Source organism: Cupriavidus sp. Agwp_2, assembly GCF_040784895.1.
In the GTDB taxonomy this organism is placed as follows: Bacteria; Pseudomonadota; Gammaproteobacteria; order Burkholderiales; family Burkholderiaceae; genus Cupriavidus.
In genome coordinates this window covers 1,489,011-1,514,340 of the sequence record NZ_CP088083.1, presented here as the reverse complement: position 1 = coordinate 1,514,340, position 25,330 = coordinate 1,489,011, and the positions used below count along the sequence as shown (strand labels likewise).

30 protein-coding genes are annotated in these 25,330 nt (G+C 66.9%); 13 read left to right on the top strand and 17 right to left on the bottom strand.

What is annotated here, in order from left to right; all coding sequences use genetic code 11:
- The first annotated feature begins 102 nt into the window (after positions 1–102).
- The gene (locus tag LPA45_RS07055; RefSeq protein ID WP_367395014.1) at positions 103–1,323 is read left to right on the top strand and encodes an EAL domain-containing protein; all 1,221 of its coding nucleotides are present in this window, start codon (positions 103–105) and stop codon (positions 1,321–1,323) included.
- A 26-nt stretch (positions 1,324–1,349) separates the two neighbouring features.
- Here the strand turns inward: LPA45_RS07055 and LPA45_RS07050 are convergent, their stop codons facing one another.
- The 3 genes from LPA45_RS07050 to LPA45_RS07040 form a co-directional block, all read right to left on the bottom strand.
- Positions 1,350–1,916: a DUF4136 domain-containing protein gene (locus LPA45_RS07050; RefSeq protein ID WP_116320949.1), complete on the bottom strand. Its 567-nt coding sequence runs from the start codon at positions 1,914–1,916 to the stop codon at positions 1,350–1,352.
- A 101-nt stretch (positions 1,917–2,017) separates the two neighbouring features.
- Entirely contained in the window at positions 2,018–2,437 is a 420-nt protein-coding gene (locus LPA45_RS07045) for a DoxX family protein (RefSeq protein ID WP_116320950.1), read from the bottom strand.
- Between the two features lie 140 nt (positions 2,438–2,577).
- Positions 2,578–3,525 (bottom strand): LysR family transcriptional regulator, encoded by a 948-nt coding sequence (locus LPA45_RS07040; RefSeq protein WP_116320951.1) that lies wholly within the window; start codon positions 3,523–3,525, stop codon positions 2,578–2,580.
- A gap of 131 nt (positions 3,526–3,656) precedes the next feature.
- Between LPA45_RS07040 and LPA45_RS07035 the strand changes: the two genes are divergently transcribed.
- Together LPA45_RS07035 and egtB are read left to right on the top strand one after the other, a co-directional pair.
- A complete protein-coding gene (locus LPA45_RS07035) occupies positions 3,657–4,277 on the top strand; it encodes an FMN-dependent NADH-azoreductase (RefSeq protein ID WP_116320952.1) in 621 nt (206 codons plus the stop codon).
- Between the two features lie 191 nt (positions 4,278–4,468).
- Entirely contained in the window at positions 4,469–5,758 is a 1,290-nt protein-coding gene (gene egtB / locus LPA45_RS07030; protein WP_116320953.1) for an ergothioneine biosynthesis protein EgtB, read from the top strand.
- A gap of 21 nt (positions 5,759–5,779) precedes the next feature.
- Here the strand turns inward: egtB and LPA45_RS07025 are convergent, their stop codons facing one another.
- The 8 genes from LPA45_RS07025 to mltG form a co-directional block, all read right to left on the bottom strand.
- Complete coding sequence (locus LPA45_RS07025; RefSeq protein WP_116320954.1) at positions 5,780–6,187, bottom strand: YkvA family protein; 408 nt, start codon at positions 6,185–6,187, stop codon at positions 5,780–5,782.
- A 31-nt stretch (positions 6,188–6,218) separates the two neighbouring features.
- Positions 6,219–6,977 (bottom strand): ankyrin repeat domain-containing protein, encoded by a 759-nt coding sequence (locus LPA45_RS07020; RefSeq protein WP_116320955.1) that lies wholly within the window; start codon positions 6,975–6,977, stop codon positions 6,219–6,221.
- Entirely contained in the window at positions 6,970–7,764 is a 795-nt protein-coding gene (locus LPA45_RS07015; protein WP_116320956.1) for a TatD family hydrolase, read from the bottom strand. The genes LPA45_RS07020 and LPA45_RS07015 overlap by 8 nt, the downstream gene beginning before the upstream one ends.
- Before the next feature lie 24 nt (positions 7,765–7,788).
- Entirely contained in the window at positions 7,789–8,313 is a 525-nt protein-coding gene (locus LPA45_RS07010) for a GNAT family N-acetyltransferase (protein ID WP_116320957.1), read from the bottom strand.
- A gap of 37 nt (positions 8,314–8,350) precedes the next feature.
- A complete protein-coding gene (locus LPA45_RS07005; RefSeq protein WP_116320958.1) occupies positions 8,351–8,755 on the bottom strand; it encodes a PilZ domain-containing protein in 405 nt (134 codons plus the stop codon).
- Positions 8,756–8,842: 87 nt separating this feature from the next.
- Positions 8,843–9,856, bottom strand: coding sequence for a DNA polymerase III subunit delta' (locus tag LPA45_RS07000; RefSeq protein ID WP_317922083.1), 1,014 nt, complete (start codon positions 9,854–9,856; stop codon positions 8,843–8,845).
- A 115-nt stretch (positions 9,857–9,971) separates the two neighbouring features.
- Positions 9,972–10,583 carry a dTMP kinase gene (gene tmk, locus LPA45_RS06995; protein WP_116320960.1) on the bottom strand — a complete coding sequence of 204 codons (612 nt, stop codon included), beginning with the start codon at positions 10,581–10,583 and terminating at the stop codon, positions 9,972–9,974.
- A gap of 7 nt (positions 10,584–10,590) precedes the next feature.
- On the bottom strand, positions 10,591–11,586 hold the full coding sequence (gene mltG / locus LPA45_RS06990; RefSeq protein ID WP_116320961.1) for an endolytic transglycosylase MltG: 996 nt from the start codon (positions 11,584–11,586) through the stop codon (positions 10,591–10,593).
- 180 nt (positions 11,587–11,766) lie between these two features.
- Here mltG and LPA45_RS06985 point away from each other — a divergent pair, with 180 nt between their 5' ends.
- From LPA45_RS06985 to LPA45_RS06975, 3 genes are all read left to right on the top strand, one after another.
- Positions 11,767–12,873, top strand: coding sequence for a YgfZ/GcvT domain-containing protein (locus LPA45_RS06985; protein ID WP_376790636.1), 1,107 nt, complete (start codon positions 11,767–11,769; stop codon positions 12,871–12,873).
- 22 nt (positions 12,874–12,895) lie between these two features.
- Positions 12,896–13,186: a DUF4936 family protein gene (locus LPA45_RS06980; protein WP_116320962.1), complete on the top strand. Its 291-nt coding sequence runs from the start codon at positions 12,896–12,898 to the stop codon at positions 13,184–13,186.
- Positions 13,187–13,266: 80 nt separating this feature from the next.
- Entirely contained in the window at positions 13,267–14,097 is an 831-nt protein-coding gene (locus tag LPA45_RS06975; protein ID WP_116320963.1) for an NRDE family protein, read from the top strand.
- 13 nt (positions 14,098–14,110) lie between these two features.
- Here LPA45_RS06975 and LPA45_RS06970 read toward each other — a convergent pair whose 3' ends face one another.
- A complete protein-coding gene (locus tag LPA45_RS06970) occupies positions 14,111–14,539 on the bottom strand; it encodes a GNAT family N-acetyltransferase (protein WP_116321070.1) in 429 nt (142 codons plus the stop codon).
- Between the two features lie 221 nt (positions 14,540–14,760).
- On the opposite strand from LPA45_RS06970, the gene LPA45_RS06965 reads away from it, so the two are divergent.
- The 7 genes from LPA45_RS06965 (at position 14,761) to denD (ending at position 21,795) form a co-directional block, all read left to right on the top strand.
- Entirely contained in the window at positions 14,761–15,516 is a 756-nt protein-coding gene (locus LPA45_RS06965) for a FadR/GntR family transcriptional regulator (protein ID WP_116320964.1), read from the top strand.
- Between the two features lie 51 nt (positions 15,517–15,567).
- On the top strand, positions 15,568–16,461 hold the full coding sequence (gene ltnD / locus LPA45_RS06960; RefSeq protein WP_317922078.1) for an L-threonate dehydrogenase: 894 nt from the start codon (positions 15,568–15,570) through the stop codon (positions 16,459–16,461).
- Positions 16,462–16,473: 12 nt separating this feature from the next.
- Entirely contained in the window at positions 16,474–17,751 is a 1,278-nt protein-coding gene (gene otnK, locus LPA45_RS06955; RefSeq protein WP_116320966.1) for a 3-oxo-tetronate kinase, read from the top strand.
- Positions 17,751–18,404 carry an aldolase gene (locus LPA45_RS06950; protein WP_063241854.1) on the top strand — a complete coding sequence of 218 codons (654 nt, stop codon included), beginning with the start codon at positions 17,751–17,753 and terminating at the stop codon, positions 18,402–18,404. Before otnK ends, LPA45_RS06950 begins: the two co-directional genes overlap by 1 nt.
- A gap of 151 nt (positions 18,405–18,555) precedes the next feature.
- Positions 18,556–19,920 (top strand): MFS transporter, encoded by a 1,365-nt coding sequence (locus tag LPA45_RS06945; protein WP_116320967.1) that lies wholly within the window; start codon positions 18,556–18,558, stop codon positions 19,918–19,920.
- Between the two features lie 91 nt (positions 19,921–20,011).
- Positions 20,012–20,794: a 2-oxo-tetronate isomerase gene (otnI, locus tag LPA45_RS06940; RefSeq protein WP_116320968.1), complete on the top strand. Its 783-nt coding sequence runs from the start codon at positions 20,012–20,014 to the stop codon at positions 20,792–20,794.
- Between the two features lie 26 nt (positions 20,795–20,820).
- Positions 20,821–21,795: a D-erythronate dehydrogenase gene (gene denD / locus LPA45_RS06935; RefSeq protein WP_116320969.1), complete on the top strand. Its 975-nt coding sequence runs from the start codon at positions 20,821–20,823 to the stop codon at positions 21,793–21,795.
- A 112-nt stretch (positions 21,796–21,907) separates the two neighbouring features.
- Here the strand turns inward: denD and LPA45_RS06930 are convergent, their stop codons facing one another.
- From LPA45_RS06930 to LPA45_RS06910, 5 genes are all read right to left on the bottom strand, one after another.
- Complete coding sequence (locus LPA45_RS06930; RefSeq protein ID WP_116320970.1) at positions 21,908–22,336, bottom strand: DUF4952 domain-containing protein; 429 nt, start codon at positions 22,334–22,336, stop codon at positions 21,908–21,910.
- A complete protein-coding gene (locus LPA45_RS06925; RefSeq protein WP_116320971.1) occupies positions 22,333–23,085 on the bottom strand; it encodes a hypothetical protein in 753 nt (250 codons plus the stop codon). Before LPA45_RS06925 ends, LPA45_RS06930 begins: the two co-directional genes overlap by 4 nt.
- 8 nt (positions 23,086–23,093) lie before the next feature.
- Positions 23,094–23,633, bottom strand: coding sequence for a PAAR domain-containing protein (locus LPA45_RS06920; RefSeq protein ID WP_116320972.1), 540 nt, complete (start codon positions 23,631–23,633; stop codon positions 23,094–23,096).
- Positions 23,634–23,782: 149 nt separating this feature from the next.
- Complete coding sequence (locus LPA45_RS06915; protein WP_116320973.1) at positions 23,783–24,220, bottom strand: YbgC/FadM family acyl-CoA thioesterase; 438 nt, start codon at positions 24,218–24,220, stop codon at positions 23,783–23,785.
- Between the two features lie 111 nt (positions 24,221–24,331).
- Entirely contained in the window at positions 24,332–25,315 is a 984-nt protein-coding gene (locus LPA45_RS06910) for a tripartite tricarboxylate transporter substrate binding protein (protein ID WP_116320974.1), read from the bottom strand.
- Between the last annotated feature and the right edge of the window lie 15 nt (positions 25,316–25,330).

The window sequence follows — 25,330 nt, the reverse complement described above, 5'->3', positions numbered from 1 at the left end:
CGGCATCATCGCGACAAATCCGCAGCGCCAGCCGGCATGCTGGCCGACGCGCCGGTGCCGCGCTACCATGCCAGGATGCGCGCGCCGCGCCCTCCCCTCCCCATGCCGATCCGCTTCGCCACGTTGCGCATTCTCGTCGTCGAAGACCACCCGTTCCAGCGGCTCGCGGCCGAGGGACTGCTGCGGCAATTGGGCGTGCAAGCCGTGGTTTGCGCCGAAAGCGGCAATGAGGCCGCCGCCCTGCTCGGCGGCCAGGTATTCGACGCGGTACTGTGCGACATCGAGATGCCCGGCTGCAACGGCCCCGAACTGATCGCCGACCTGCACCGCCGCGGCGCGCAGGCATTTGCCGGGGCACCGCCGGTGTGGGTCTGGGTCACGGCGCTGGCCGAAGACATCCTGGAATCGAACCGGAGCCTGGCGCATGCCGCCGGCATTGCGCGCGTGCATGCGCTGCGCAAGCCGCTGTCGCGCGATGCCGTGGAAGAGATCCTGGCCGCCGCGCTCGCGCCCGGGCCGGGCGACGACGCACAATTGCCCGCCTGGTCGCCCGACGATGCCGAGCTGACCGCCGCGGCGCGCTCAGGCGACGGGCTGCTGCTGATGCTGCAGCCGCAGCACGATCTCGCCAGCGGCCGGCTGGCCGGCGCCGAAGCGCTGGTGCGCTGGCGCCATCCGGTCCATGGGCTGTTGCGTCCCGATGCCTTTATTCCGCGCCTGGAAGCGCTGGATGCCGCCGACCCGGTCTTTGCCTTCATCGCGCGCGAGTGCCTGGCGGCACAGCGGCAGTTGCACGCGGCGGGCATCGACATTGCGCTGGGCATCAACGCCTCGGCGCAAACCCTGTGCCGGCCCGCCGTGCTGGACCAGCTCGATACGCTGGTGGCGGCCAGCGGCGTGCCGCCGCGCGCATTGACGGTGGAACTGACCGAGGGGTATCCCGTCCGTGACGACGTGGCGCTGTCGGTCGCGCTGAACCGGCTGCGGCTGAAGGGCTACGGCGTGGCGATCGACGATTTCGGCATCGGCATTGCCACGCTCAGGCTGCTGGCGGACCTGCCCTTCACCCAGCTCAAGCTGGACCGCTATGTCGTCGCGGAGATCGACGGCCACGGCCAGCGCGAAGCCATTTGCCGCCACATGATCGCGATGGCGCGCGACCTGGGGCTGGAATGCGTGGCCGAAGGCGTGGAAACGGAAAGTCAGCGCGCGGCCCTGCGCGCGCTGCGCTGCCCGCTCGGCCAGGGCTACCTGTGGTCGGCGCCGAAACCCGTCGACGCCTTTATCGCCGAGGCGATCGAGCGCGCGCCGCGCCCCGGCTAGCGCGGCCTGGAGCGGCCTGGAGCGGGCTATTGCCCCGCGCGGAACGGATACTTGGCAAAGATCTGCCCGACAACCTTGTCGATGCGCTGCTGCGCATCGGCCTTGTCGCCGGTATCCACGCTGCCCACCGCCACGCCTTCCCACACCAGCTTCTTCTCGCGGGCATCGACCAGGTCGATATTGAGCGTGCCTTCGGTGTAGGTATAGACGTCGTTGTAGAAGCCGTAGCCGGGCCACGGCGCATAGAGGCCGCCGCGATAGCCGTAGTAGCCCATCATCGGCGCCGGTGCCGGGCTGACCTGGACCTTCTCTTGCAAGCGCGCGTTGAAGTTGACCAGAAGGTCGGGCGACTGCTGCGCGTAGCGGTAGCCGCGCGCGGTCATCTCGCGCTGCACCGCGCCCTTCAGGTACTGGGTGGTCAGGCTTTCGTATCCCTGTCGGTCGGTGCCCAGCTGCTCGACGAAGCCGAAGCTGCGGTAGGCGCTGAAGTTGGCCGAGCGGTTGTAGTCGGTCTTGATGTCGGGGGCGCTGGCGCAGCCTGCAACGGTCAGCGCCACCGCCACCAGCGAAAAGGACAGCCGGAAGGATTTCACGATACGTCTCCAGAGGCCACGGTCATGCGTCCGCGCAGCACCCTCGCCCACCCACGGCACCGGAACGCCACGATGCCGCGCGGCGTCAATTCGGCAGGAAGCTAGTTGAGCTTGCCGTTGATGCCGCCCACGCTGAGACGGCCCGCGCCCAACAACGCCACGGCCAGCGCGGCGCCAAGGAACATGCCCTGCAGCTCCAGCGCCCAGCCGCCGGTATCGGCCAGCATGCCGAACTGCTTGGCGTGCACCAGGAACATCGCAAACAGCATGTTGACGGCGACGACGATCGCCGCCAGCCGGCTCCACAGCCCGATGATCAGCAGGATCGGCGCCACCAGCTCGCCGATATAGACACCGTAGGCGACCCAGGCCGGCAATCCCGCATCCGCGACCACCTTCGACACGAAACCGATGCCGGATGCGCCAGTCACCTTCGCGATGCCGTGCATCAGGATCAGCACGCCAAGCACGATGCGCAGCAGCGCCTTGCCCAAGTCCTGGGAACCCTGAGAGCCACCCATGGCCATTCTCCTTGCCGAGTTGTACGGGAACGGTCCGGCCCTGCCATGCGCCTTTACCCTCACGCCCAGGTGCCGCCCCTGTACCTTAGTGCGAGCCGGCGTGAAGGTAAAGCCGCAATTGTCGAACTTGCGCGCGGTGCTCAGACCACCCTGTGCATGGCGGGCTGCCTCGGTTCGACCATGCCGACCTTGCGCGCGCACTCGGGCAGGATCTCGCCCAGGAAATCGAGGAAGCGCCGGGTCGCCGGCGTGACGCCCTTGCGCGAGGGGAACACCGCGTGCAGCATGCCGACCGGCATCTCGTACTGCGGCAGCAGCAGTTCGAGCTGGCCGCTGTCGATGGCGTCGCGGCAGTACATGCGCGGCAGCATGGCCACGCCCACGCCGGCGATCGCGGCCTCGCGCAGCAGCGCGAATTCATCGGTGACCAGGCGCGGGTCATAGGCGATCTGGATGGTCTCGCCGGGCTTGCAGCGCAGCGTCCAGACATGCTTGCCGTCATGCGGGTGCTGGCCCACGCCGGGCATGCCGTCAAGCGCCTGCGGCGTGCGCGGCCGGCCGATGCTGTCGAGCAGCCCGGGGCTGGCCACCAGCATCAGCTGGCTCTCGCCGAAGGTGCGCACGGCGAGGCTCGAGTCTTCCATCACCTCGCGCACGCGCAGCGCCAGGTCGAAGCCCTCGGCGATCACATCGACACGCCGGTTGGTGGCCTCCAGTTCGATGCGCACCGCCGGGTTGGCACGCATGAAATGCCCGATGGCCGGCGCCAGCAGGATCTGCGCGATCGCCACCGGACAGCTGACGCGCAACGTGCCGCCGGGCTGCTCGCGCGCCTGCTCGATCACTTCACGCGCGGCCTCGGCTTCGTTGAGCATGGCGCGGCAGCGTTCGTAGAACGATTCGCCAAGCGGCGTCACGCGCACCTGGCGCGTAGTCCGGCGCAACAGCTGCACGCCTAGGTCGCGCTCAAGCTGGGCGATACGCCGGCTCAGGCGCGACTTGGGCACGCCGGTGGCGCGGCTGGCCGCCGAAAAGCTGCCGTGTTCCACCACCTGCGCAAACAGGGACAGGTCGTTGAGATCTTGCATGGAGGCTCCGCACGCCGAAACGGGTGGGCGTTGCACCGATAGAACAATCATTTGCATTTTGCCTCACTACCGATACCAATGGCCAGCCAGTATCTTTCCTCCATCGCAACCGCACCTTCGTGGAGAAAGACATGAACATCCTGCAGATCGATTCCAGCGTCCTCGGCGACAACTCCGTTTCGCGCACCCTGACCGCCAGCGTGGTGGCCGACCTCGTCGCCGCCAACCCGCAAGCCAAGGTCACCGTGCGCGACCTGGACCAGGATGCGCCGGCGCACCTGTCGGGCAACCTGCTGCCGGTTCTGGGCGGTCCCAAGGATGGCCTGAGCGCCGTGCAGCAAGCCGAGCTGGAGCGCACCGAGCAGTTCCTGGCCGAGTTCCTCGCCGCCGACGTGCTGGTGCTTGGCGCGCCGCAGTACAACTTCGGCATCCCGAGCCAGCTCAAGGCCTGGTTCGACCGCATCGCGCAGGCTGGCCGCACCTTCAAGTACACCGAGAACGGCCCCGTCGGACTGGCCGGCGGCAAGCGCGTGATTGTGGTGTCGTCGCGCGGCGGCGTGCGCCAGGACGCCAGCGCGCTGGACCTGCACGAAGTCACCGTCGACGTGGTGCTGCGCTTCCTCGGCATCACCGACATCACCTACGTGCGCGCCCACGGCCTGGCCATGGGTCCGCAGTTCCGCGAAGCCGGCCTGGCCAACGCCCGCACCGAAGCCGCGGCGCTGAACGACGCTACCCGGCTGGCCGCCTGATCGGCCATCTGAAGCCAGCAAGCAGCTACGCGCCTTGTAGGACGGCGCCTGCTCGCTCCGGCAACGGATCGGGTCTATGATGGATCGGGGCGCTACGGCGCCCCGCGTGCCATTGGCGGCACGCTGGCGCAGGCAGCAAGGCAAGCGCCGGCCGGCCGCAGTCATCGATCGATCCATACCCGGGAGCCCGCATGACTTCAGCCCTGTTGCCCGCCGCCGCCCTCCATCCCCCGCACGAACCCGCCCTGCTATCGCAGTATCGCCACGTCCGCGCCAGCACCGAGACGCTGGTGGCCGACGTGTCCGATGCCGATGCCACCGTGCAGTCGATGGACGACGCCAGCCCGGCAAAATGGCACCTGGCGCACACCACCTGGTTCTTCGAGGAATTCGTGCTGGCCGCGCGCATCCCCGACTACGAGCCGGTGGATCCGGACTACCGATACCTGTTCAACTCCTATTACGAAGCGGTCGGCCCGCGCCATCCGCGCCCGCGGCGCGGGCTGCTGACGCGCCCGTCGCTGGACGAGGTGCTGGCCTACCGCGAGGCCGTCGACGAATCGATGATGGCGCTGCTCGGCAGCGCCCAGACCGACGCCGAGGCCGCGCTGATCACGCTGGGCCTGCAGCATGAGCAGCAGCACCAGGAACTGTTGCTGACCGACATCCTGCACCTGTTCGCCCAGAACCCGCTGCGACCGGCCTTTGCGCCGGAGCTGCCCGAGCCGGTGATCGCCGATCCGCGCCCGGCGCCCGACTGGATCGGCTTCGACGGCGGCGTGGTCGAGATTGGCCATCGCGGCGACACCTTTGCCTTTGACTGCGAGGGCCCGCGCCACAAGGTCTACCTGCAGCCCTTTACCCTGTGCTCGCATCCGGTGAGCAACCGCCAGTGGTTCGAGTTCATCGACGACGGCGGCTACCAGACCGCCGGCCTGTGGCTGTCGGATGGCTGGCGCTGGGTCTGCGAGCAAGGCGTCCAGGCGCCGGAGTACTGGGAAGCGCGTGAGGGTACGTGGTGGCAGATGACGCTGCGCGGCATGCATCCGGTCGACCCTGACAGCCCGGTCACACACATCAGCTTCTATGAAGCCGACGCCTTTGCGCGCTGGGCCGAGCGCCGGCTGCCGACTGAAGCCGAATGGGAGCAAGCCGCGCGCAGCCTGCCGGCGACGGGGAATTTTGTCGAAGGCCGCGCGCTGCGGCCGCTGCCGGACCGGCAGAACACTTCCGGCGTGTTGCGCCAGATGTTCGGCGACGTCTGGGAATGGACCGGCAGCGCCTTCCTGCCCTACCCTGGCTTCCGCCCCAACGCCGGGGCGGTCGGCGAGTACAACGGCAAGTTCATGAGCGGCCAGATGGTGCTGCGCGGCGGGTCGTGCGTCACGCCCGAATCGCATATCCGGGCGACCTACCGCAATTTCTTCTACCCGCACCAGCGCTGGCAGTTCACCGGCGTGCGGTTGGCGGACGACGTCTAGCTGCCGTCGGGCGGTTCCGGCTCAGCGCGGCGTCAGCCAGCGCCACGACAGCCACGCCAGCAGGACCCACAACAGCACGATGACCACGGCGGCCGCGCGATTGCGCGGCCGTTGCGCATGGGTGGCCTGCCAGGCCTCGGCACGGCCACGGCATTCCTCGGTGACCGCAGGCGGGATCATCCGCAACGCCAGCCAGATGCCCAGCGGCACCAGGACCACGTCGTCGAGGTAACCCAGCACCGGGATGAAATCGGGAATCAGGTCGATCGGGCTGAAGGCATAGCCGACCACCAGCACCGCCAGCAGCCGCGCGCCCCACGGCGTGCCGGGGTGGCGGCTGCAGAACCACAGCGTCAGCAGGCTGGCCTTGAGCCGCCGCGCCCATTGGCGCAGGCGGCCTGGCGCGGCCGGGGCTGGTGCGGCATCCATGCCGGGGCGCGCTGCCAGCCCTTAGCAGCCCTTACCAGCCCTTGGTCTGCGGCGCGGCCGGCGCGGTGGCGGGACGCTGGCCACCCGGGGTGCCCGTGGGCGCCTTCAGCGGCGGCGCCGGCACGATCGGCGTCTGCGGATACATCTTCTGCCAGCGCGACTTCAGGCCGTTGGCGATTTCGGCGTGGTTGTAGCGTTCGGCAAAGTCGATCACGGTCATGCCCTGCTGGTTCTTCAGGCGCATGTCGGCGCCTTCGTCCAGCAGCAGCTTCACGGTCTCGATATGGCCGCCGCGCGCGGCCATCATCAGCGGCGTGCTGCCGTTGGGCGACTCGGCGTCGATATACGCGGCATGGTCGACCAGGTACTTGACCACGTTGTTATGGCCGTTGGTGGCCGCGTAGTGCAGCGGGGTCCAGCCGGTCTTGTTGATCTCGGCCTCCATCTCGTCGACCATCAGCTTGACCATGTCGAGCTGGCCCTGCAGCGCCGCCATCATCAGCGGGGTCTCGCCGGCGGGGTTGGCCTTGTCGAAATCGATGTCCTTGGCGCGGATCAGCACCGTCGCCGCCTTGAGCGACTTCTCGCGCAGTGCCAGCACCAGGGCCGGGTTGCCGCGGCTGTCGACGATATTGGGATCGACGCCCTTGGCCAGGAGCTTCTTGACGGTATTGGCGTCGTCGAATTCGACCGCCTTGCGCATGTCGTCGGCGGGCGCCGCCTGCGCCAGCGTGGCCGCCGCGAGCACCAGGGCGCCCGCTGCGCGGCGGACAAACTTCAGGTCAAACATGAGCATTCCTGTCGATGTGCTTGAATAGGTTAAAGAAATTCTCCGTAGTCTGCTCCGCCACCTGCGCCACCGGCTCCCCGCGCAGCTGCGCGATGAACTCGCCCACGTGGCGCACCCACGCCGGCTCGTTGGTCTTGCCGCGGTATGGCACCGGCGCCAGGTAGGGCGAATCGGTCTCGATCAGCATGCGGTCGAGCGGCACCTTGCGCGCGGTTTCCTGCAGGTCGGCGGCGCTCTTGAAGGTGACGATGCCGGAAAACGAGATATGGAAGCCCTGGTCCAGCGCCTGGCGGGCGACGTCCCAGGTTTCGGTGAAGCAGTGCATCACGCCGCCGGCTTCGCCCGCGTTTTCCTCGCGCATCACGCGCAGCGTGTCGTCGGCGGACGAACGGGTATGGATGATCAGCGGCTTGCCGGTCTGGCGCGCGGCGCGGATATGGTTACGAAAGCGTTCGCGCTGCCATTCCATGTCGGCGATGCTGCGGCCGTTCAGGCGGTAGTAGTCCAGCCCGGTCTCGCCGGTGCCGACCACGCGCGGATGCGCCGACAACGCAACCAAACGCTCGACGGATGGGTCCTCGCCCTCTTCATAGTCGGGGTGCACACCGACCGAGGCATACAGGTTGGGATGCTGCTCGGCCAGCGCCAGCACGCGCGGGAAGTCCTCCAGTGTCACCGAGATGCACAGCGCATGCGTGACCTGGTTGGCGCGCATGTTGTCCAGCAGTTCGGGCAGGCGCGCGGCCAGCTCGGGGAAATCGATATGGCAGTGGGAATCAACAAACATGGGAAATCTCTGGTTCTCGGCTGCTCAGGCCTGCTGCTCGCCATCCACGCGGCGGCCGAGGATGATCAGGTCGCGCTCGACGCCGTCCAGCACGGCCACGCGCGGCAGGTCGCCCCAACGGGTAAAGCCCATCGCGTCGAACAGGCCCAGGCTGGGGGCATTGTGGCCAAAGATGAAACCGAGCAGCGTATTCACGCCAACGGCGGGCGCATGGTCGATGGCCTGCTGCAGCAGGTAGCGGCCCAGCCCCTGGCCGCGGCGCTCGGCGTCCAGGTAGATCGAGACCTCGGCAGTACCGCCATAGGCCGGGCGGCCATAGAAATCGGAGAAGCTCATCCAGCCGGCCATGCGGCCATCGGCATCCTCGCACACCCATAGCGGGCGGCGCCCCGGCTGGTGGGCGTCGAACCAGGCCTGGCGCGAGGCCACGGTGACGGGTTCCGTGTCGGCGGTGACCATGCGCGAGGGCACGGTGCTGTTATAGATCGCCACGATGCCCGGCAGGTCGCGGGGCTCGGCAATACGCAGGGAAAAACGGGAAGAATTCATTAACAATCAATACACTGCGAAACGATCTTCGCAATCTTCATAAGGTTTGGGTGGGCCGTCCGGACTCCAGCAGCTTGCCCAGGATTTCCTCCACCGCACGGCGCAGGTTGCGCCCGTTGTCGTCGTCGGGGAAGTGTACGCCGACGCCGGGGGTCTTCATCGGCGTGCCCGCCGGGGTGATCCAGGCCACCTGGCCTGCGATCTGGTACTTCTGCGGCCGGTCCAGCAGGGACAGCACCAGGAACACTTGCTCGCCCAACCGGAACGGCCGGTTCGACGGCACGAAAATGCCGCCGCGCGCCAGGAAAGGCATATAGGCCGCGTACAGTCCGGCCTGGTCCTTGATCGACAAGGACAGCACATTGGGACGCGATGCGGCGCCGCTGCCGGTCGGCGCGCCCAGCGGGGCGGCCGGTGGTGCCCCGGTCACTGCAGTGTTCATGGTTGACCCCCTGAATGACGATGTTGCTTTGTTGTTTTGGCTTTGTCCTGCAATGGCGCTGCCTTATCGGAACAGCTATCGGAACAGCTATCGGAACAGCTGCCGGTACTCCAGGAATACCGCTTCCATCACCAGCCGCGCCGCCAGCGGATGGTTCTCGCTGCGGCGGTGCGCGGTCAGCCGCGTCGCATACGCCTGCAGCCGGTGCGCGTCGGTTGCCGCGGCACAGCGCGCCAGCGCGACGCGCTCCTTGGGGAAATACCGCGGCGCGGTGCTGCCGGCGGCATCCAGCCGCAGCTTCAGCAGATCGTACGTCCAGCGCTGCAGGATGCCAAGCACGGCGGGCACCGGCAGCTTCTGCAGTTGTTCGGCGGCGGCGGAGGCGTCGAACGCGGCGCCCGCACCCAGCTGGCTGACCAGCAGGCGTTGCAGCGGTTGCTCCTCGGCCTCGGCCGCGTGCAACGCCGTCAGTGGCGAGCCGCCGGCCTGGGCCAGCTGCGCTTCGGCATCGGCAACGCCCTGGCGCTGCAGCCACGCAAGCGCGGCCTCCGGCGTCGGGCGTTGCGCCGAAAACTGGCGGCAGCGCGACAGGATGGTCGGCAGGATACGGTCGAGCCGATCGGTCACCAGCAGGAATACGGTCGACGGCGGCGGTTCCTCCAGCGTCTTCAGCAGCGCGTTGGCGCCCTCGGTCTGCAGCGCATCGAGCGGATACACCACCACCACGCGCAGGCCGGCCCGGTGCGTGCCAACGCCAACGGCATCGATCAACGCGCGTACCTGCTCCATGCGGATGATCTTGCTCGGCGCTTTTTTCTTGCCGCCTTCGTCGGTATCGGGCTCGGCCGAGGCGTCCAGCGCCTCCGGGCGCACCACGGTGAAATCGGGGTGGTTGCCCTGGCTGAACCAGTGGCAGGCCGAGCATTGGCCGCAGGGCTGGCCGTCAGGCAGCGCTGCCTCGCACAGCAGCCCCTGGGCGAAATGCAGCGCCAGGTCGCGCTTGCCGATGCCTTGCTGGCCATGGATCAGCAGCGCATGCGGCAGCCGTTCGCGCAGGATGCCGAGCCGTTTCCAGTCTTCCTTCTGCCAGGGATAGAGCATGTGAATCAGTGGGTTAGCCGCGGTATTTGACGTATTGGCTTAGCAGACCGCGTTATTGCGGGGCGCGCAACAGTGCAAGGCGCCGCCATCATCGTCTGCATATGGTTCTGCCTGATCAAAGGCTTGCGATGATTTGTTCAAGTTCCTCGCGAATCGCCTCGATGCTGCGCGTGGCGTCGATCACGCGGAAGCGCCCCGGCGCCGCGGCGGCACGGCGCAGGTACTCATCGCGGGTGCGCTGGAAGAACGCACGCGATTCCGCCTCGAACTTGTCCGGCGCACGGGCCCCGGCCAGCCGCTCGCTGGCGGTTTCCAGCGGCACGTCGAACAGTAGCGTCAGGTCCGGCTGGAGCCCGTCCTGCACCCATTTTTCCAGGACTTCCAGCCGCTGCGTCGGCAGGCCCCTGCCCCCGCCCTGGTAGGCAAAGGTCGCGTCCGTAAAGCGGTCGGAGATCACCCATTCGCCGCGCGCCAGCGCGGGAGCGATGACCTCGGCGATATGCTCGCGCCGCGCCGCGAACATCAGCAGCGCCTCGGTCTCGAGGTGCATTTTCCGGTGCAGCAGCAGCTGGCGCAGGTCTTCGCCCAGCGGCGTGCCGCCCGGCTCGCGGGTGGTGACCACTGCGGGAATGCCGGCGCGCTCACGCAGCCTTGCCGCCACCCAGTCGATATGGGTGCTCTTGCCGGCGCCGTCGATGCCTTCGAAGGTGATGAATTTTCCGCGCATGGAATGCCTATTTGCCGCGCTGGTATTTGTCGACCGCGCGGTTGTGTTCAGGTAGCGAGTTGGAGAAATGGCTGCTGCCGTCGCCGCGGGCGACGAAGTACAGCGCATCGGACGGCGCCGGCGCGGTGGCCGCCGCCAGCGAGGCCAGGCCCGGCAACGCGATCGGCGTGGGCGGCAGGCCGGTGCGGGTGTACGTATTGTACGGGGTGTCGGCCTGCAGGTCGCGCTTGCGCAGGTCGCCGTCAAAAGCTTCGCCCAGGCCGTAGATCACGGTCGGGTCGGTCTGCAGCATCATGTTCTTGCGCAGGCGGTTGATAAACACCGCGGCAATCATCGGGCGCTCGGCTGCCTGCCCGGTTTCCTTTTCCACGATCGATGCCATCACCAGCGCTTCGTACGGGGACTTGTACGGCAGGTCGGGCGCGCGTGCGTTCCAGGCCTCGTTGAGGCGGCGCTGCATGGCGCGGTAGGCGTGCTTGTACAGGTCGATATCGCTGCTGCCGCGCGCAAACAGGTAGGTGTCCGGAAAGAACAGCCCCTCGGGCGAAGTCTCGGCGGCGCCGATCGCCTTCATCAGCTCCGCGTCGGACATGTCGCGCGTCTCGTGGCGCAGCGCGGGGCTGGCATCGACCGCCGCGCGCATCTTGCGGAATTCCCAGCCCTCGATCACGGTGACCACATAGTGCGTGACTTCGCCACGCACCAGCTTGCCCATCACGGACAGCGGCGTGGCGCCGGTCTCGAATTCATAGCCCCCGGCCTTCAGGTCGGGGCCGTGCCCGGTCAGGCGCACCAGCAACGCGAACAGCCGCGGATCCATGCCGACGCCGCCGCGCTGGATCTGACGGCCGACGCTGGCCACGCCGGAACTGGGCTTGATCACCACTTCTACCGGCGAACGGTTCAGCGCCAGCGGGTGATTGGCCCACCACGCAAAGCCGCCGGCTGCCGCCAGCGCGAGTACCAGGACGGCCAGGCCCAGGCGAAGGAAAAAACGTTTCATGTATCAGGATCAGGGGCGAGACGGCGGCGCGGGTGGTCCAGGACAGTGCTTACCGCCCTCCGAACGCCCTCGGAGCGCTGTCGCACCGCCGCAGCGGCGCCGGCCCCGGCCGAAAATCTCGTAGCCCCATATAATAACCGGCAGCCTCGCACCGACCATGCGCGGCGGCTCCGGCGCCGCTTGCGCACCCCGGCCGCGCGCGCCGCCATCGGTGCCTTTCCAACCCGCTTTGTCCCGACAATCCGTCCCGACGATCGCCACAATTTCGCAATGCCAGTGATGAATGCCCAAGCCCCGGAACTCGCCGCCAGCCTTGAATCCTTGCAGGCCGGCGGAATCGTCTGTGCCCCCGCCGGGCTCGGACTGATCCGCGTGGCAGGCGACGATGCCGCCAGCTTCCTGCACACCCAGCTCACCAATGGGGTTGAAGACCTGGAGCCGGGCACCGCGCGCCTGGCTGGCTACTGTTCGCCCAAGGGGCGCCTGCTGGCCACCTTCCTGATGTGGCGTGATGCCGAAGGCATCGTGTTGCAGCTGTCTGCCGATATCCAGCCTGCGGTGCAGAAGCGACTGTCGATGTTCGTGTTGCGCGCCAAGGCCAGGCTCTCCGATATCTCGCCCACCAGCGCCGTCATCGGCGTGGCGGGCGCCGGTGGCGCAGCCGCGCTGGCTGCCGCAAACCTGCCGACGCCGGAAGCCGCCTTTGGCGTGGCCGAGGCTGACGGCATCACCGTGATCCGCCTGCCGGACGCCGCCGGCCAGCCGCGCTGGCAACTGGTGGTGCCGGCCGGGCGCGCCGACGCCGTGCGCGCGGCGCTCGCCGGCAAGCTGCACGAGGCGCCGCCGGCGCTGTGGGACTGGCTGGAGGTGCAATCCGGCCTGCCCCGCATCGTCGCCGCGACGCAGGAACAGTTCGTGCCGCAGATGATCAATTTCGAACTGGTCGGCGGCGTGAATTTCCGCAAGGGCTGCTACCCGGGCCAGGAAATCGTGGCGCGCAGCCAGTACCGCGGCACGCTCAAGCGCCGCATGTGGCTGGTGCAGGGCGACGGCGAGGTGCCGGCGCCCGCCGCGGAGATCTACCGGCCGGAAGATCCCGGCCAGCCGTGCGGCATGATCGTCAATGCCGCGCCCGCGCCGCAGGGCGGCTGGGCCGGCCTGGCCGAGCTGAAGATCGACGCCGCCGGGAGCACGCTGCGGCTGGGCAGCGCAGAAGGCCCGGCGCTGGCGACTGCCACCCTGCCTTACGACGTGCCGCTGGGCGATGCTGCCCAGGCGGCGGGCTGACTTTTTGAAACGGGGCCCCTCCATGAGCGACCACCTGTTCGTCTATTTCCGCGTGCCCGAAGCCGCCGCCGCCGAAGCGATGCCGCTCTGGCACCGCTGGATGGAGACGGTTGCCGAGGCGACCGGAATTGGTGGTACGCTGATGCGCAGGCCCGAGACCCGAGCCGGCTTGCAGACCTGGATGGAATGCTACGCCGACGTGCCGCCCGCCTTCGATGTCACGCTGGCCGGCCTGTGGCGCCAGAGCGGGCTGGACCAGTGGGTGGACGGCGAGCGGCAGGCCGAACACTTTATCGACCTGGACGTGCTGTAGCGTCCGGGAACCGCCGAAACGCGAAGTACGCCGGGACTACCGCGCCCCCCAGCGCCCCCGTCGGCAAAGGAAGTCGAACGATGTGCCTGATCCTGGTTGCCTGGCAATCCCACCCGGACTATGCCCTGGTCGTCGCCGGCAACCGCGATGAATTCTATGTCCGCCCCGCGGCGGCCGCGCACTGGTGGCAGGAAGCGCCGCAAGTGCTGGCCGGACGCGACCTGGCGGAAGTCATCGGCGAGCCCGGCACCTGGATGGGCGTCAATGCCGACGGGCGGTTTGCGGCGCTGACCAACTACCGCGCCCCTTCCGAGAAACGCACGGATGCGCGCTCGCGCGGCGAACTGGTGGCTGGCTTCCTGCGCGGCCACCATGCGCCGTTTGATTACCTCGACGGGCTGGCCGGCGAGGACGGCTGCTACAACGGTTTCAACCTGCTCGCCAGCGACCTGCGCGAACTCTGGTGGTACAGCAACCGCTCGGCCTCGCGCCAGCCGCAGAAGCTGCGGCCGGGCCTGTACGGGTTGTCCAATGCACTGCTCGACACCCCCTGGCCCAAGGTGCGCAGCCGCGTGGGCGCGCTGGCCGAGGTGCTGGCGCGCGACAGCGGGCGGGCCGATGCCAGTGCCGAGCCATACCTGCGGATGCTGGCCGACGAGCGCCAGGCGGCGGATTTCGAGCTGCCTTCCACCGGCGTTGCGCCGGAGTGGGAGAAACTGCTGTCGTCGGCGTTTATCCGCTCGCCGTCATACGGCACCCGCGCCAGCACGGTGTTGCGCGTTCGGCACGATGGCCGCTTCGACCTGAGCGAACGCAGCTTCGACGCCACTGGCCGCATCGGCGACGTGTCCTACCACGGCAAGCTGAACCTGTCGCGCGACACCGGCATCGTGCAAACGCCGCGGTACTGACGGTAGCGGGCGCTCAGCCCGCCAGCCGCTTGCGCATCTCGATATGCGGGATGCCGGCCTCTTCGAACTCCCCGCCAAACTGGGCAAACCCCGCGCGCGCATAGAACGGCGCGGCATGGGTCTGGGCGTTGAGCACCAGCTCCGGATAGCCCAGCTGCGCGGCCTTCTCCATCAACGCCTGCAGCACCTGCGCCCCGACACCGGTCCCGCGCGCCGCCTTGAGCACGGCCATGCGGCCGATATGGCCGTCGGGCAGCAGCCGGCCCGTGGCCACCGGGGTGCCGTCCTCGGCCAGCGCCAGTGCGTGCCAGCTGGGCTCGTCCCATTCATCCCATTCCAGTTCCACCGGCACGTTCTGTTCTTCGACGAACACGGTGTAACGGATGGCGCGCGCGCGCTCACGCGCTTCGGACCAGGGGCAGATCAGGACAGTGACTGGCATGTTGGCTAGGGTCAGGCTGGAGCATTCGTAGGTGTCCGGCTTTGCGATCCCGGACGGGCGCCCATGATACGCCAACCCAAAACAAGCGACGAAGCACCAAAGTGGAGCATTTGCAACCCCAATCCTTCACAAATCGCACCATACTAGGGTTTTCCCGGGATCGGCATCGCTCTAGCAAATTTGTATGATGACCTGATTACCGAATAACCCGGGGAATCCGCATGTTCCAGAAAGTCCCTGCCCGCGCCCTGACCGACAACGTCGCCGAACAACTGCTGGACAAGATCCAGAACGGCGCCTTTGCCCGCGGCGACAAGCTGCCCACCGAAGCGGTGCTGTCCGAGGAGTTCGGCGTCAGCCGCACCGTGGTGCGCGAGGCGATTTCCCGGCTGAAGTACGAAGGCGTGGTCGAGTCGCGCCAGGGCAGCGGCGTGTTCGTGACACTGCAGGCCGGCATCCGGCCGCTGCGCATCGACTACACCGACACGGGCACGCTGGAATCGGTGCTGCAGATCGTCGAGCTGCGCCGCGCGATCGAGGCCGAGGTGGCCGCGCAGGCCGCCCGCCGCCGCACCGATGCGTCGATGGCCGCCATCGATGCCGCGCTGGCCCGCATCGACGAGGAAGTCGAGCAAGGCGGCGACGGCGTGGCCGCCGACGTGGCCTTCCACCGCGCCATCGCCGGCGCCACCGGCAACCCCTACTTCCTGAAGACGCTGGAATTCCTCAGCCAGTACCTGGAAGCCGCGACCCGTGTGACCCGTACCAACGAGGCGCGCCGCGCCGACTTCTCGCGCCAGGTGCGCGAGGAGCACCAGGCCATCGTCGCGGCGATCCGCGCCGGCGACCCGCTGGCCGCGCGCAATGCCGCGCAGAACCACATGTACAACGCCGCGCGCCGGCTCGCCCAGCTGGGTGCCGATGAAAACGCGACCAGCGGCGATGACGCCGCCACCATCCGGGGTGCGTCCAACTGACGCTACCCGCACCATTCGAGCATTTCCCGTATCAGCTTCAGGAGTCCCTCTATGTCCAGGAATATCGGCGTCATCGGCCTTGGTGCCATGGGCTTTGGTGTCGCGCAGTCGCTGCTGCGTGCCGGTTTCAACGTGCACGCCTGCGACCTGCGCCCCGAAGTGCTGCAGCGCTTTGCCGATGCCGGCGGCGTGCCGTGCGTCTCGCCCGCCGAGCTGGGCAGCCGCTGCGACGTGGTGCTGACGCTGGTCGTCAACGCGCAGCAGACCGAGGCCGTGCTGTTCGGCGCTGAAGGCGCCGCTTCCGCCATGGCGCCGGGCAAGCTGGTGATCGCCAGCGCCACCGTGCCGCCGGGCTTTGCCGAGACCCTGGCCCGCCGCCTCGCCGAGAAGGGCCTGCTGATGCTGGACGCCCCGGTCTCCGGCGGTGCCGCGCGCGCCGCCAGCGGCGAGATGACCATGATGACCTCGGGCCCGGCCGAAGCCTATGCGCTGGCCGAGGACGTGCTGGCCGCCATCGCCGGCAAGGTCTACCGCCTGGGCGCCGCGCACGGCGCGGGCTCCAAGGTGAAGATCATCAACCAGCTGCTGGCCGGCGTGCATATCGCCGCCGCGGCCGAGGCGATGGCGCTCGGCATGCGCGAAGGTGTCGATCCGGACGCGCTTTATGACGTGATCACGCACAGCGCCGGCAACTCGTGGATGTTCGAGAACCGCGTGCCCCATATCCTGAAGGGCGACTACACCCCTCTGTCGGCCGTCGACATCTTCGTCAAGGACCTGGGCATGGTGCTCGACACCGCGCGCACCAGCAAATTCCCGCTGCCGCTGTCGGCCGCCGCGCACCAGATGTTCATGATGGCCTCCACCGCCGGCCATGGCGGCGAGGACGATTCGGCGGTGATCAAGATCTTCCCGGGCATCGAGCTGCCGGGCAAGGCTGAATAAGGAGCACCGACCATGACCGCGCTCCTGGGCTGTATCGCCGACGACTTTACCGGCGCCACCGATCTCGCCAACACGCTGGTGCGCAATGGCATGCGCACCGTGCAGACCATCGGCGTGCCTGAAGCGGGCACCGCAGCCGATATCGGCGACGCCGATGCACTGGTGGTCGCGCTGAAGTCGCGCACCATCCCCGCCGCCGAAGCCGTGGCGCAGTCGCTGGCCGCGCTGCAATGGCTGCGCGCGCAGGGCTGCCGCCAGTTCGTGTTCAAGTACTGCTCCACTTTCGATTCGACCGACGCCGGCAATATCGGCCCGGTCGCCGAAGCGCTGCTGGGCGCGCTGGACAGCGACTTCACCATCGCTTGCCCCGCCTTCCCCGAGAACGGCCGCACCATCTTCCGCGGCCACCTGTTCGTGGGCGATGCGCTGCTGAACGAATCGGGCATGGAGCACCACCCGCTGACGCCGATGACCGATGCCAGCCTGGTGCGCGTGCTGCAGCGCCAGAGCCAGAGCAAGGTCGGGCTGCTGCGCTATGACGCCGTGGCGCGCGGCGCGCAGGCCACGGCCGACCGCATCGCCGCGCTGCGCACCGATGGCGTGCGGCTGGCGATTGCCGATGCGGTCTCGGATGCCGACCTGTTTACGCTGGGCGAAGCCTGCGCCGGCCTGCCGCTGATCACCGGCGGCTCCGGCATCGCGCTGGGCCTGCCCGGGAATTTCCGTCGCGCCGGCCTGCTGCCGCAGCGCGGCGATGCCGACGCGGTCCCCGCCATCGACGGCCCGGGCGTGGTGCTGGCGGGCAGTGCCTCGCGCGCGACCAACGGGCAAGTGGCCCGCTGGCTCGAGCAAAGCCGCCCGGCGCTGCGCATCGACCCGCTGGCGCTGGCGCGCGGCGAAGCCGTGGCCGACACCGCGCTGGACTTCGCCGCCTCGCACGACGAGCCGGTGCTGGTCTACGCCACCTCCAGCCCCGACGAGGTCAAGGCCGTGCAGGCCGAGCTGGGCGTCGAGCGCGCCGGCCACCTGGTCGAGCAATGCCTGGCTGCGGTCGCTGCCGGCCTGCTCGCGCGCGGCACGCGCCGCTTTGTCGTCGCCGGCGGCGAGACCTCCGGCGCCGTGGTGCAGGCGCTGAACGTACGCGCGCTGCGCATTGGCTCGCAGATCGCCCCCGGCGTGCCGGCCACGGTCACGCTGGGCGCCACGCCGCTGGCGCTGGCGCTCAAGTCGGGCAACTTCGGCGGCCCGGACTTCTTCGACGAAGCGCTGCGACAGCTGGGAGGTCAGTGATGTCCACGGAAAGCCAGCTGCGCGAAGAGATCTGCCGCATCGGCGCCAGCCTTTACCAGCGCGGCTACACCGTCGGCTCGGCCGGCAATATCAGCGCGCGGCTGGATGACGGCTGGCTGATCACCCCGACCGATGCCTGCCTGGGCATGATGGACCCCGCCGCGGTCGCCAAGGTGGCCACGGACGGCACCTGGGTATCGGGCGACAAGCCGTCCAAGACGCTCACGCTGCATCGCGCGATCTACGACAACAACCCCGGGGCACACGCCGTGGTGCACACGCACTCGACACACCTCGTGGCCCTGACGCTGGCCGGTGCCTGGCAACCGGACGACGTACTGCCGCCGCTCACGCCGTACTACGTGATGAAGGTCGGCCATATCCCGCTGATTCCCTATCACCGGCCCGGCGATCCCGCGGTCGCCGCGCGCGTGGCCACGCTGGCCGCGCAGGTGCGTGGCGTGCTGCTGGAGCGCCTTGGCCCGGTGGTGTGGGAATCCAGCGTCTCGCGCGCCGCGTTCGCGCTGGAAGAACTGGAGGAGACCGCGAAGCTATGGATGATGATGAAAGACACGCCGGGCTTCGCCGCCCGCGCGGCGCTGCCCGACGGCGCACTGGCTGAGTTGCGCGACGCCTTCCAGGCGCGCTGGTAGCACAGCCACCCGTTTTTTCCGACTGACCACGGCCATACGCATTTAACCGGCGCGGTTGCCTTGCGGCCACCGTGCGGGGCACGCGCACGCCTGCGCTTCGCGTGGCCGCAACCCATTACTAGACCAGACTCACCCTACCCGGAGACCACCGATGCCATCCAACCAACCGGCGGCCAGCGCGCCCGCCTTCGACAGCCTGGGCGGCAACGCCCGGCTCGACACCGACACCCAGATCGAGAAACGCGCCTACAACAAGGTGTTCTGGCGCATCATGCCGTTCCTGATGCTGTGCTACGTGATCGCCTACCTCGATCGCGTCAACGTCGGTTTCGCCAAGCTGCAGATGGGCCAGGACCTGGCCTTCTCCGAGACCGTGTTCGGCCTGGGCGCCGGCCTGTTCTTTATCGGCTACTTCCTGTTCGAGGTGCCCAGCAACCTGCTGATGCACAAGATCGGCGCGCGCATCTGGATTGCGCGGATCATGATCACCTGGGGCATCATCTCGGCGCTGTTCGTGTTCGTGCAGACGCCGACCCAGTTCTACGTGATGCGCTTCCTGCTCGGCCTGGCCGAGGCGGGCTTCTACCCCGGCGTGATCCTGTACCTGACCTACTGGTACCCGGCCAACCGCCGCGCCAAGATGATCGCGCTGTTCATGTCGGGCATTCCGGTCGCCGGCATGTTCGGCAACCCGCTGTCGGGCTGGATCATGGATGCCTTCAACGGCACGCATGGCATGAGCGGCTGGCAATGGATGTTCCTGCTGGAAGCCCTGCCCGCGCTGGTGATCGGCGTGGTGACGGTCTTCGTGCTGCGCGACGGCATCGACAAGGCACCGTGGCTCAGCGCCGATGAAAAGCGCGTGCTCAAGCGCAATGTCGAGGAAGACCAGCAGAAGGCCGGCGCCGCCGCCGGCCAGGCGCACGGCCACTCGCTGGGCGCCGTGTTCAGCGACCGCCGCGTGTGGTGGATGTGCCTGATCTACTTCTGCTTCGTCACCGGCCAGTACGCGCTGACGTTCTGGATGCCCACGCTGGTCAAGGCCAGCGGCGTCACCGGCAACCTGAAGATCGGCCTGCTCTCGGCGATCCCGTTCATCTGCGCCATCGTCGTCATGAACATCCTCGGCCACAGCGCCGATGCGCGCCAGGAACGCCGCTGGCACCTGATCGTACCCGCGCTGATGGGTGCGGTGGGCTTTGCCATTGCCGCCTCGTTCACCAACAATACGACCGTGTCCATCGCCGCGCTGTCGCTGGCCGCTGCCGGGGTGCTGACCTGCGCACCGCTGTTCTGGTCGCTGCCCACCGCGTTCCTGTCCGGCATTGCCGCCGCTTCCGGCATCGCCGTGGTGAACTCGGTCGGCAACCTGGCCGGCTTCGTGTCGCCGTACATGGTCGGCGCGCTGAAGGACCTGACGCACAGCACGCAGCTGCCGATGTACGTGCTGTCCGCGATCCTGATCGTCGGTGCCGTGCTGGTGTGGCTGACGCCGGCTAAACTGGTCAACCGCTGATACCGCTGATACCGCTGATACTGCTGATATCCGGCCGGCCCGGTCGCGCAACTGCGACGGGGCCGGCTCCGTCTTACGCTCTGGAGTTCCCATGCCGCGCTTCGCCGCAAACCTCTCGATGATGTACAACGAGCACGCTTTCCTGGACCGCTTCGCCGCTGCCGCGGCGGACGGCTTCCAGGCGGTGGAGTACCTGTTCCCGTACGAGCACCCCGCCGCCGAGCTGCGCGCGCGCCTCGATGCGAACGGTCTCACGCAGGCGCTGTTCAACGCCCCACCGGGCGATTGGGCAGCCGGAGAGCGCGGCCTGGCGTCGCTGCCGGGGCGCGAGGCTGAATTCCGCGACGCCGTCGGCCGCGCGCTGGAATACGCCGGGGTGATCGGCAATGACCGCGTGCATGTGATGGCAGGCCTGGTGCCGGCCGACGCCGACCGCGCGCGCTACCGTGCCAGCTATCTGGAAAACGTCGCTTTCGCCGCGAAGGCCGCCGCCGCACAGGGCGTGACCATCGTGCTGGAGCCGATCAACACGCGCGACATGCCGGGCTATTTCCTGAACCGCCAGGACGACGCGCAGGCGATCTGCAAGGAAGTCGGCGCCGCCAACCTGAAGGTGCAGTTCGACTGCTACCACTGCCAGATCGTCGAGGGCGATATCGCGATGAAGCTCAAGCGCGACATGCCCGGCATCGGCCATATCCAGATCGCCGGCGTGCCCGAGCGCCATGAGCCTGACCTGGGCGAGCTGAACTACCCGTACCTGTTCGACCTGATCGACACGCTCGGCTACCAGGGCTGGATCGGCTGCGAATACCGTCCGCGCGCCGGTACCTCCGAAGGACTGGGCTGGCTCAAGCCTTACCTCGGCCGCTGACACAGAACAACCACTGATCTCTTGCCATGAACGTACTGATTACCGGCGGCGCCGGCTTCCTCGGCCTGCAACTCGCCCGCCTGCTGCTGCAACGCGGCACCCTTAACCTGGACGGCAATGCCGTCGCCTTCGACCGCCTGACGCTGCTCGACGTGGTCGCGCCGCAAGGTCTGGACGATGCACGGGTGCGCGTGGTCACCGGCGACCTGTCCGACCCGGCGGTGCTGCGCCAGGCCATCGACCAGGACACCGGCGCGGTATTCCACCTCGCCGCCGTGGTCAGTGGCCAGGCCGAGGCGGATTTCGAACTGGGCATGCGCGTCAACCTCGACGCCTCGCGCGCGCTGCTCGAAACCTGCCGCGAACTCGGCCACAAGCCGCGCGTGCTGTTCACCAGCTCGGTCGCCGTCTATGGCGGCGAGCTGCCGCCGGTGGTGCAGGACGACACCGCGCTGAACCCGCAATCGTCGTACGGCGTGCAGAAGGCGATCGGCGAACTGCTGCTGTCGGACTACAGCCGCCGCGGCTTCGTCGACGGTCGCGTGCTGCGCCTGCCCACCATCAGCGTGCGCCCGGGCAAGCCCAACGCGGCGGCCTCGTCGTTCGCCAGCGGCATCATCCGCGAGCCGCTGTCGGGCGTGGCGGCCAACTGCCCGGTGGCACCGGAGACCAAGCTGTGGCTGCTGTCGCCGCGCGCGGCGGTGGCGGCGCTGGTCAACGGCATCGAACTGGCCGGCGAACGCCTGGGCAACCGCCGCGTGGTCAACCTGCCGGGGCTGTCGGTGACGGCGGCGGGCATGGTCGATGCGCTGCGCCGCGTGGCCGGCGATGCTGTGGCGGATCTTGTGACGTGGGAACGCGAAGAGCGCGTCGAGAAGATCGTCGGCACGTGGCCGGCGGCGTGGAATGCCGAGCGGGCGCTGTCGCTGGGCTTCGAGAGCGATGCCAGCTTTGATGCGGTGATCCGGGCTTATATGGAAGATGCCGGGGTGGGCAAGTAAGAAGTTGCTGCTTTCGTTATGACGACGCCCTACATCTGCTGAAGAACGGTTCCCTCTCCCGCTTGCGGGAGAGGGTTCGTGACATGCGCAAGCGTCAAAGCCCGCGAGGCTCTCATGGCTGCTCGAAGTAGCGCGTTATCCGCAGTTTCAGGAATGGAATCTTGGCAAACGCTTTGCGCGTGCTCACGGACGTTTCGCCGCCCATGCCAATCGTATAAAAGGCACCATCGCGGCCAGTGAAGGCTCCCTCGCTGGTTTGCCAGCCACAGCACGCGAATCTCAACGGCTTCACGTGGGCAAATCGGATCAGCCAGTTCTCCACCTTCGCAATATCTTTTCCTTCGACGCGGTACACCGCCTCCAGCCTATCCATACCGGGATCGCTACTCCTGACCGGCTCACAACTGACGAATCTTACGTCGGGTCGTTGCAAGCCAAGCCGGCTCATAAAGTCGCCGCAAACAAGATGCGGCGCTGCTTCTTCTGATGCCGTTGCATTTCCGAGTATTGCAATCAGGCACAGCAGAAAAACCCACTTCATATTGTCACCTCGAGCAGTGCAACATATCTTCCGTTGCTACCCGACAATCGGTTTGAAATAAGAAAATCATAAACGATATTCCATCGCTCGATATCGTACACAGTGACGCAACCCTCCGACAGGTGACCGATATGGACATAGCGGGATGAATTCCCGATCTTTCCATCCAACTCGATCGGAAACCAAACATCGTTTGCCTTGATCCGCCCAGGGAAACTGTCACGATAACCACGGGTCGAAATATTTGCATGAGAAGTATCGGGTGCCATGATTCGATGAATGCCTTGGGGAATTGGGAAAAAGGCTCCATTCCACAGGCTGTTGAGAGTCACCCGGATAGCCTGCCCCCTTACGTTCAACGTCGCCCATTGCTGCAACAACCGACCTTTAAACGGCGACACCTCCTCCTTTCGTGGGCCATACTTTATCCTCACGGTCTCCATTCTGTTAGCGGGGGCGGATTTCACCAAATGCTTTGCGGCGTTTTCTTCGGACAGGCTCGCCGTTTTACCAACACTGGCGCTCCATCCATCAGCGACCTTGAAATGGGTGCGCCCATTCTCTGTTTTCACCATTGTCACCTTGGTATATTCGCAGAGAAAATCAAAGCCACCATCGGCCAAGGCGATTCTTAGCCAACCGTATGTATTCTCATCCAGTTTTACGTAGCGCGTTTCGACGATGACAGCATGCCGGCTGCCGTCACGGGAATTCGTTGTAGCGACATTGTTCCGCATGAAATTTGACATGACTTCACTCATACCAATTCGATCGTGAGCTTGCTCGGACCATCGGTGCTAATCCGACTCGCTTCACCGGCCTCGTTGGTCATGCCCTCATGAATCCATCCATTTTCTGTGGTGATTTTGTAGCGCTGGTGGGCCACTGGATAGCCATCCTCGTCCACTAGAACGATTAGCTCGTCGCATTTATGACTGCCCGTATAACTGGTTTCACCAAGAATCGTGGAGGGCCCAGGGTTGGTAGCGATGCTGCGGCCTAGCCGGTTTACCTCGATGGTGAAATCATGTTGCGATGGCAGCACGACCGGCTTCGTTTGGCACCTGCAGTAGACGTGCGCACCACTGACCAATACCTGCTTTCCGCCAATATCGAAAGCTGGGTAGCAGTCATTCATCACAGGACCGCCAGCTTTACAGACTGGGCAGGTTGCGTAGTCACCTTCCACACCTATCGTCGTGTCATGGTGGAAGACGCTGCGGCCCGTGGCGACAAGTACGCCACTAGTGCTGGTCTTGTCTCCGTTCCGGAGTGCGTAGCGAGTATCTGGCATCATTGCTCCTCGTGCGAAATCGGCTTTTACCGAATATCAGTGGGCCGAAATCGGCGACGAGAAGCAATCGGAAACGTCCTATTTGCAGTGACTTTTGCAAAGAACTGGAGCTAAGGCGTGGGCGCCGACAGGATGGTGGCGCCTCTGGCCAGTCACATGGCCGGCTTCACCACCTCATACCCTTCGATAATCTCCCGCACCACCCCCGGGATCGCCGCCGACTGCTGCGTCGCCGGGTCCGCGCACACATAGACGATTTCACCGGTGATCAGGTGCTCGTCGCCCCGGTACATCTCCACCCGGAACAACATGCTGGACCGCCCCAGCCGCGCCATGCGCCCTCGCAGTTCCAGCTCATCGTCAAACCGCGCCGACGCGTGATATTCAAGCGTGGACTTGACCACGAAGATATCCACGCCATGCGCGTGCAGCACGTCCTCCGGATAGCGGATCCCCAGCGCACGCCAGTACTCGGTCACGCAGATATCGCAATAGGTCAGGTAGTGCGCATTGAAGACGATCGACTGGGGGTCGACTTCGGACCAGCGCACGCGCAGCGGGATGGTGTGGCGGAACTCCTCTTTGGCCATTGACATGGTCTCCTTGGTTGCTTGCCTGAGCGATGCATAGCATCAGGCCGCCGTCCCGCCGGCACAGGGCCGGCAGGCGCGGCGGCCTGGCTGAATGGAATCGGCGCTGGCTTACTGCGGCTTGGCCAGGCCAAGCTTCTCGATGATCGCCTTTTCCTTCTTGACGGTTTCGGCCGCGAACTGTGCGTACTGCTGGCTGTTCATGTAGAACGGCTCCATGTCGAACTTGGCCAGCGATTCGCGGTAGTTGGGCATTTCCATCGCCTTCTTGAAGGCGTCATGCAGCTTCTGCACGATCTTCGGGTCCGTGCCCTTGGGCGCGACCAGGCCGAACGGCGAGGTCTGCACGATCCCCATGCCCAGTTCCTTCAGCGTCGGCACGTTGGGGAAGCGCGCCGAGCGCTTTTCGCCCCAGGTCGACAGCAGGCGCAGCTTGCCCTGCTCCACGTATGGCGCCCAGGCCGGCGTATCGGCCACCGACATCACGTGGCCGCCCAGCAGTGCCTGCATCGATTCCGCATTGCCCTTGTAAGGGATGTGCGAGAACTGCACGCCCTGCTTCAGCGCCAGCTCCTCCATGGTCAGGTGCAGCGTGGTCATGCTGCCTGGCGTGCCATAGGTCAGCTTGCCCGGATTGGCCTTGGCGTAGGCGACGTACTCCTGCATGGTCTTGATCGGCGAATCGGCCGGCACCACCAGGCCGAACGAATAGCCGGCGAGGTTGATGATGTAGTTCAGGTCCTTGACCGGGTCCCAGTTGATCTTGGTGGTGTACGGCAGGCGGTAGACCGGCATGGCGACCTGCGCCAGCGTGTAGCCGTCGGGCGCGGTCGCCTGCATCATCTGCGCGGGCAGCACGCCACCGGCGCCGGGCTTGTTCTCGACGATCACCGGCTGGCCCAGGATCTTGGACGCGTTCTCGGCCAGGACGCGGAACGGGATGTCGGTGGAGCCGCCGGCGGTATAGCCGATCACCAGGCGGATCGGGCGCTGCGGGAACTTGTCGGCCTGTGCCTGGGCAGGCATGGCGGCCAGGCCGATGGCTGCGGTGGCGGCGGCGAGGCCCGCGCGGGCGAGGAAATGGCGGCGTTGCATTTGACTAGGTCTCCT

Coding starts and splice junctions, on each gene's coding strand:
- LPA45_RS07055 (WP_367395014.1), top strand. CDS start 103: ATGCCGATCCGCTTCGCCACGTTGCGCATTCTCGTCGTCGAAGACCAC.
- LPA45_RS07045 (WP_116320950.1), bottom strand. CDS start 2,437: ATGGGTGGCTCTCAGGGTTCCCAGGACTTGGGCAAGGCGCTGCTGCGC.
- LPA45_RS07040 (WP_116320951.1), bottom strand. CDS start 3,525: ATGCAAGATCTCAACGACCTGTCCCTGTTTGCGCAGGTGGTGGAACAC.
- LPA45_RS07035 (WP_116320952.1), top strand. CDS start 3,657: ATGAACATCCTGCAGATCGATTCCAGCGTCCTCGGCGACAACTCCGTT.
- egtB (WP_116320953.1), top strand. CDS start 4,469: ATGACTTCAGCCCTGTTGCCCGCCGCCGCCCTCCATCCCCCGCACGAA.
- LPA45_RS07025 (WP_116320954.1), bottom strand. CDS start 6,187: ATGGATGCCGCACCAGCCCCGGCCGCGCCAGGCCGCCTGCGCCAATGG.
- LPA45_RS07020 (WP_116320955.1), bottom strand. CDS start 6,977: ATGTTTGACCTGAAGTTTGTCCGCCGCGCAGCGGGCGCCCTGGTGCTC.
- LPA45_RS07015 (WP_116320956.1), bottom strand. CDS start 7,764: ATGTTTGTTGATTCCCACTGCCATATCGATTTCCCCGAGCTGGCCGCG.
- LPA45_RS07010 (WP_116320957.1), bottom strand. CDS start 8,313: ATGAATTCTTCCCGTTTTTCCCTGCGTATTGCCGAGCCCCGCGACCTG.
- LPA45_RS07005 (WP_116320958.1), bottom strand. CDS start 8,755: ATGAACACTGCAGTGACCGGGGCACCACCGGCCGCCCCGCTGGGCGCG.
- LPA45_RS07000 (WP_317922083.1), bottom strand. CDS start 9,856: ATGCTCTATCCCTGGCAGAAGGAAGACTGGAAACGGCTCGGCATCCTG.
- tmk (WP_116320960.1), bottom strand. CDS start 10,583: ATGCGCGGAAAATTCATCACCTTCGAAGGCATCGACGGCGCCGGCAAG.
- mltG (WP_116320961.1), bottom strand. CDS start 11,586: ATGAAACGTTTTTTCCTTCGCCTGGGCCTGGCCGTCCTGGTACTCGCG.
- LPA45_RS06980 (WP_116320962.1), top strand. CDS start 12,896: ATGAGCGACCACCTGTTCGTCTATTTCCGCGTGCCCGAAGCCGCCGCC.
- LPA45_RS06975 (WP_116320963.1), top strand. CDS start 13,267: ATGTGCCTGATCCTGGTTGCCTGGCAATCCCACCCGGACTATGCCCTG.
- LPA45_RS06970 (WP_116321070.1), bottom strand. CDS start 14,539: ATGCCAGTCACTGTCCTGATCTGCCCCTGGTCCGAAGCGCGTGAGCGC.
- LPA45_RS06965 (WP_116320964.1), top strand. CDS start 14,761: ATGTTCCAGAAAGTCCCTGCCCGCGCCCTGACCGACAACGTCGCCGAA.
- ltnD (WP_317922078.1), top strand. CDS start 15,568: ATGTCCAGGAATATCGGCGTCATCGGCCTTGGTGCCATGGGCTTTGGT.
- otnK (WP_116320966.1), top strand. CDS start 16,474: ATGACCGCGCTCCTGGGCTGTATCGCCGACGACTTTACCGGCGCCACC.
- LPA45_RS06950 (WP_063241854.1), top strand. CDS start 17,751: ATGTCCACGGAAAGCCAGCTGCGCGAAGAGATCTGCCGCATCGGCGCC.
- LPA45_RS06945 (WP_116320967.1), top strand. CDS start 18,556: ATGCCATCCAACCAACCGGCGGCCAGCGCGCCCGCCTTCGACAGCCTG.
- otnI (WP_116320968.1), top strand. CDS start 20,012: ATGCCGCGCTTCGCCGCAAACCTCTCGATGATGTACAACGAGCACGCT.
- denD (WP_116320969.1), top strand. CDS start 20,821: ATGAACGTACTGATTACCGGCGGCGCCGGCTTCCTCGGCCTGCAACTC.
- LPA45_RS06930 (WP_116320970.1), bottom strand. CDS start 22,336: ATGAAGTGGGTTTTTCTGCTGTGCCTGATTGCAATACTCGGAAATGCA.
- LPA45_RS06925 (WP_116320971.1), bottom strand. CDS start 23,085: ATGTCAAATTTCATGCGGAACAATGTCGCTACAACGAATTCCCGTGAC.
- LPA45_RS06920 (WP_116320972.1), bottom strand. CDS start 23,633: ATGATGCCAGATACTCGCTACGCACTCCGGAACGGAGACAAGACCAGC.
- LPA45_RS06915 (WP_116320973.1), bottom strand. CDS start 24,220: ATGGCCAAAGAGGAGTTCCGCCACACCATCCCGCTGCGCGTGCGCTGG.
- LPA45_RS06910 (WP_116320974.1), bottom strand. CDS start 25,315: ATGCAACGCCGCCATTTCCTCGCCCGCGCGGGCCTCGCCGCCGCCACC.